We start from the raw sequence: 3,909 nt of genomic DNA, 5'->3' as shown, positions 1-3,909 counted from the left end.
GGTCGCGAGCGGCTTCGTCGGCGCGGTGATCGGCGTCGAGGGCAGGATGGTGCGGCTCGAGGACCGGCGGGGCAAGGTCCGGGTCTTCCCGATCGGCCCCGGCTTCCTGATCGACGGGAAGGCCGTCGCGCTGCGGGTGCCGAAGGTGCAGCCGAAGCGGAGCGGCCCGCTGCGCTCCGCCTCCGGCTCCTTCGCGGTCGAGGGCGCCAAGGCCCGCGTCGCGCGCGGCAGCCGCATCTTCGTCGAGGGCCGGCACGACGCGGACCTCGTCGAGAAGGTCTGGGGCCACGACCTGCGCATCGAGGGCGTCGCCGTCGAGTACCTGCAGGGCGTCGACCACCTGGAGGAGGTCCTGCACGTGTTCAAGCCGGAGCCGGACCGCAAGGTCGGCGTGCTCGTCGACCACCTGGTGAAGGGCAGCAAGGAGACCCGGCTCACGGAGGCCGCGGTGAAGCCGTGGGGCGACGACGTGCTCGTGGTCGGCCACCCCTACATCGACATCTGGCAGGCCGTGAAGCCCGAGCGGGTCGGCCTGAAGGCGTGGCCGGCGATCCCGCGCGGCATCGAGTGGAAGCACGGCATCTGCCAGGCGCTCGGCTGGCCGCACGAGGACCAGGCCGACATCGCGCGGGCGTGGCAGCGGATCCTCTCCCGCGTCGACCACTTCGGCCACCTCGAGCCGGCGCTGCTCGGCCGCGTCGAGCAGCTGATCGACTTCGTCACCGCCTGAGCGGGACGCCGCCGCCTGTCGTTTCGTCGGTCGGCCAGACCTACGGAACGAAAGGTGGTCTAGCGTCCGGGCATGGACGCGGTGCCCGGCCACCTGCTCGACGGCGACCCCTCGGTGCGCTGGCAGGCCCTTCGGGACCTGACCGACGCGCCGGCGGAGGAGGTCGCCGCGGAACGCGCGAAGGTGGCCGAGGAGGGCTGGGGTGCGCGCCTCCTCGCCGAGCAGGCCGAGGACGGGCTGTGGGACGGCGGCGTCTACCGCCCCGGCTGGGCCGACGAGGAGCGGCCGTTCTTCGACGCCTGGACCGGCACGCACTTCGTGCTCGAGACGCTGCGGGATCTCGGGGCCGACCCGGCATCGCCCGCGGTGCGCCGCGCGATCGACCGGGTGCGGGAGCACGTGCTCTGGGACAAGGGCGACCGGCCGTACTTCGACGGCGAGACGGAGCCCTGCGTGAACGGCACGGTCCTCGCGAGCGCGGCGTACTTCGGCGCGGGCGGCGACCGGGTGCTGCAGGCGCTCCTCGACCGGCACCTCGCGGACGGCGGGTGGAACTGCTGGGCGCAGGGTCCGGAGACCCCCTCCTCCTTCCACTCGACGATCTGCGTGCTGGAGGGCCTGCGCGCGTGGGAGGCGGCGGGCGGCGCCGACACCGCGGTCCGCGACGCCCGGCTGGCAGGGGAGGAGTACCTGCTCGAGCGTCGGCTGCTCCGACGGCGCTCGAGCGGGGCGGTGATCGATCCGCGGTTCTCGATGCCGTCGTTCCCGACGCGGTGGTACTACGACGTGCTGCGCGCGCTCGAGCACTTCCGGCTCGCGCGACCGGAGAAGGATCCGCGCTGCGGCGAGGCGGTCGACCTCGTCCGCGGGAAGCGGCTCCCCAGCGGGCTGTGGAACCTCGAGCAGCACCACATGGGCCCGGTGCTGCTCGACCTCGACGAGGAGCAGGAGGGGTACCCCAGCCGCTGGATCACCCTGCGCGCGCTGCGGGTGCTGCGCTGGTGGGACGGTCAGACGCCGAGCAGCGTCCAGGAGACCGCGCCGGAGTCGAGCGTCAGCACGCCGTAGGTGCACCGCGGCTGCCTGCGCCGGTCGGTGGGTGAACCCGGGTTCAGCAGCCGCAGCCCTGCCGGCGTCGTCGTGTCCCACGGGATGTGGCTGTGCCCGAACACGAGCACGTCGGCGTCCGGGAACGCGTCGTCCATCCGGCGCTCGCGACCGACGGATGCGCCCGTCTCGTGGACCACCGCGAGCCGGACGCCGTCGAGCCGCGCCCGCGCCACCTCCGGCAGCCGGGCGTGCAGCCCGGGCCCGTCGTTGTTGCCGGCGACGCCCAGCACCATCGGGGAGCGGTCGAGCAGGAGGTCGAGCGTCGCCTCGTCGACCCAGTCGCCCGCGTGCACCACGCCGTCGGTGGTGCCGAGCGCCTCCAGCACGGGATCCGGCAGGCGCTTGGCGCGGTTCGGCAGGTGGCTGTCGGCCAGCACGAGGAGAGCGAGGGGCACGCTCCCATCCTGGGCTGATCGACTCCCCGGATGCCCGGACCCACCTGCACGGCCGTCCTCCTCGACATCGACGGCACGCTCGTCGATACGAACTACCTGCACGTCGACGCCTGGCTGCGCGCCTGCGCCGACGTGGGGCACCCGGTCGACGCCTGGCGGGTGCACCGCGCCATCGGCATGGACTCCGCGAAGCTGCTCGACACGCTGCTGGGCGACGACGCGGAGCGGCTCGGGGACGAGGCGAAGGAGCGGCACTCGGCCCACTACGCGGCCGACCAGGAGCGGATGCGCCGCTTCGCCGGCGCGCAGGAGCTGCTCGGGACGCTGGCGGGCCGCGGCTTCCAGGTGGTGCTCGCGACGTCGGCGCCGCAGGAGGAGCTCGACATGATCATCCGGGCGCTCGACCCCGGCGACTCGGTCTTCGCGATCACCACCGCCGAGGACGTCGAGACGGCGAAGCCCGCGCCCGACGTCGTGCGCGTCGCGCTCGACAAGGCGGGCGTCTCCGCGGACGACGCGATCATGGTCGGCGACGCTGCGTGGGACGCCGAGTCGTCCGTCCGGGCCGGCGTGCGCTGCATCGGCGTGCTCTCCGGCGGCTACGGCGCCTCGGAGCTACGGGACGCCGGAGCGGTCGCCGTCTACGACGACGTGGCCGCCCTGCTGGCGGGGCTCGACGACAGCCCGCTGTACATCCGATGACCGTCGGCGTTCTGTCGGACACGTGTTCTACTGTCGCCGCATGAGCGACGACAAGACCGAGATGCTGGGCGGGCCCGAGAAGAGCTCGACCGAGAAGGATCCGAGCGACTGGGTCACCGGCGACGAGCCGGCGACCGGCGCGCAGAAGAGCTACATCGACACGCTGGCGCGCCAGGCGGGGGAGCAGATCCCCGCGGACATCAGCAAGGCGGAGGCGTCCGAGACGATCGAGCGCCTGCAGGAGGAGACCGGCCGCGGCCAGGGCTGATCGGTCCGGATCGCGGCCTCGCCGCAGGATGCGGGGCGCGGATCAGGACGCGGAGGGGTTCTTGATCGCCGCCCCGCGTCCCGATCCACGGTCGGGCTCAGCCCTGGGGCGCCGCCGCACGCAGCCGCTCGAGCAGCGGACCGGCGACCTCGTCCAGGAAGCGCTGTTGCAGGGCGTCGCCCACCTGGACCACCGCCACGTCGGTGAAGCCCGCCTCCCACAGCGGCCGCACGCCCTCCACCAGCTCGTCGAGGTCCGGGCCGCACGCGATCGAGTCGGCGACGTCCTCCTTGCGGACGAACTGGGACGCGTCGTGGAAGCCCTTCGGCGTCGGCAGGTCGGCGTTGACGCCCCAGCCGCCGCCGAACCAGCGGAACTGCTCGTGCGCGAGGTCGATCGCCTGCTCCTTCGAGGGCGCCCAGCAGACCGGGATCTGGCCGATCTTGCGCGACGCCGTGCCGCCCTTCGCGGCGTCCCAGCCCTGCAGCAGCTCCGGCAGCGGGTCGGTCGCGATCAGGTGGTCGCCGAGCGGGGCGAACCGCTCGACGGCGTGCTCGCCGCCCACGGCGATCCCGATCGGCACCCCGCCGTCCGGCGCGTCCCAGATGCGGGCGGAGTCGACGCGGAACCAGTCGCCGTCCCACGTCGTCAGCTCGCCGGTGTGCAGCGCGCGGATGATCTGCACCGCCTCCTCGAGCATGTCC

Annotated in this window: 5 protein-coding genes and 1 pseudogene (1 of these 6 only partly in view); 4 read left to right on the top strand and 2 right to left on the bottom strand. The window is 73.5% G+C overall.

What is annotated here, in order from left to right; all coding sequences use genetic code 11:
- Together ACFE60_RS07765 and ACFE60_RS07760 are read left to right on the top strand one after the other, a co-directional pair.
- Positions 1–730: pseudogene (locus ACFE60_RS07765) on the top strand (DUF3097 family protein) (it extends 41 nt beyond the left edge of the window).
- A gap of 72 nt (positions 731–802) precedes the next feature.
- A complete protein-coding gene (locus ACFE60_RS07760; protein WP_375388280.1) occupies positions 803–1,798 on the top strand; it encodes a hypothetical protein in 996 nt (331 codons plus the stop codon).
- On the opposite strand, the gene ACFE60_RS07755 is transcribed toward ACFE60_RS07760, so the two are convergent.
- Positions 1,741–2,235, bottom strand: a complete 495-nt coding sequence (locus ACFE60_RS07755; protein ID WP_375388279.1) for a metallophosphoesterase family protein — start codon at positions 2,233–2,235, stop codon at positions 1,741–1,743. The genes ACFE60_RS07760 and ACFE60_RS07755 overlap by 58 nt on opposite strands.
- Positions 2,236–2,265: 30 nt before the next feature.
- Here ACFE60_RS07755 and ACFE60_RS07750 point away from each other — a divergent pair, with 30 nt between their 5' ends.
- Positions 2,266–2,937 (top strand): HAD family hydrolase, encoded by a 672-nt coding sequence (locus ACFE60_RS07750; RefSeq protein WP_375388278.1) that lies wholly within the window; start codon positions 2,266–2,268, stop codon positions 2,935–2,937.
- A gap of 40 nt (positions 2,938–2,977) precedes the next feature.
- Complete coding sequence (locus ACFE60_RS07745) at positions 2,978–3,205, top strand: DUF3072 domain-containing protein (protein ID WP_375388277.1); 228 nt, start codon at positions 2,978–2,980, stop codon at positions 3,203–3,205.
- A 97-nt stretch (positions 3,206–3,302) separates the two neighbouring features.
- Here ACFE60_RS07745 and ACFE60_RS07740 read toward each other — a convergent pair.
- On the bottom strand, positions 3,303–3,909 hold a 607-nt coding region (locus ACFE60_RS07740; RefSeq protein WP_375388276.1), incomplete at its 5' end, for a TIGR03557 family F420-dependent LLM class oxidoreductase.

It is taken from the genome of uncultured Amnibacterium sp. (assembly GCF_964245895.1).
GTDB lineage: Bacteria > Actinomycetota > Actinomycetes > Actinomycetales > Microbacteriaceae > Amnibacterium.
Note: the sequence above shows the minus strand (reverse complement) of the source record. Positions and strands in the feature narration are given on the sequence as shown.